Origin of the sequence: Streptomyces beijiangensis, assembly GCF_017315755.1 — a bacterium.
Classification (GTDB): domain Bacteria; phylum Actinomycetota; class Actinomycetes; order Streptomycetales; family Streptomycetaceae; genus Streptomyces; species Streptomyces beijiangensis.
This window is the reverse complement of sequence record NZ_JAFLRJ010001679.1, coordinates 1-248: the sequence shown is the minus strand read 5'-3', so window position 1 is coordinate 248 and position 248 is coordinate 1. Positions and strand designations below refer to the sequence as shown.

Annotated in this window: 1 protein-coding gene; it reads right to left on the bottom strand. The window is 68.5% G+C overall.

Features of this window, described 5'->3' with window-relative positions; translation table 11 throughout:
* On the bottom strand, positions 1–248 hold a 248-nt coding region (locus J0695_RS43205; RefSeq protein ID WP_443727237.1), incomplete at both ends, for an AMP-binding enzyme.

Genomic DNA, 248 nt, shown 5'->3' with positions numbered 1-248 from the left:
CGCTGGACGACTGGGGCAGTTTCGCCTGGATCAGATCCATTACCGTCGAGTCGGTCAGCGTCGTGACGTCCCCCCGCTCACGGTTCTGCGCGACGTCCCGCAGCAGGCGGCGCATGATCTTGCCGGAGCGGGTCTTCGGCAGCTCGTTCACCGGCCGGATCCGCTGGGGCTTGGCGATCGGGCCCAGCGTGGAACCCACGTGATTGCGTAGCTCGGCGACCAGGTCCTCGCTCTCCGCGGCCGTACCG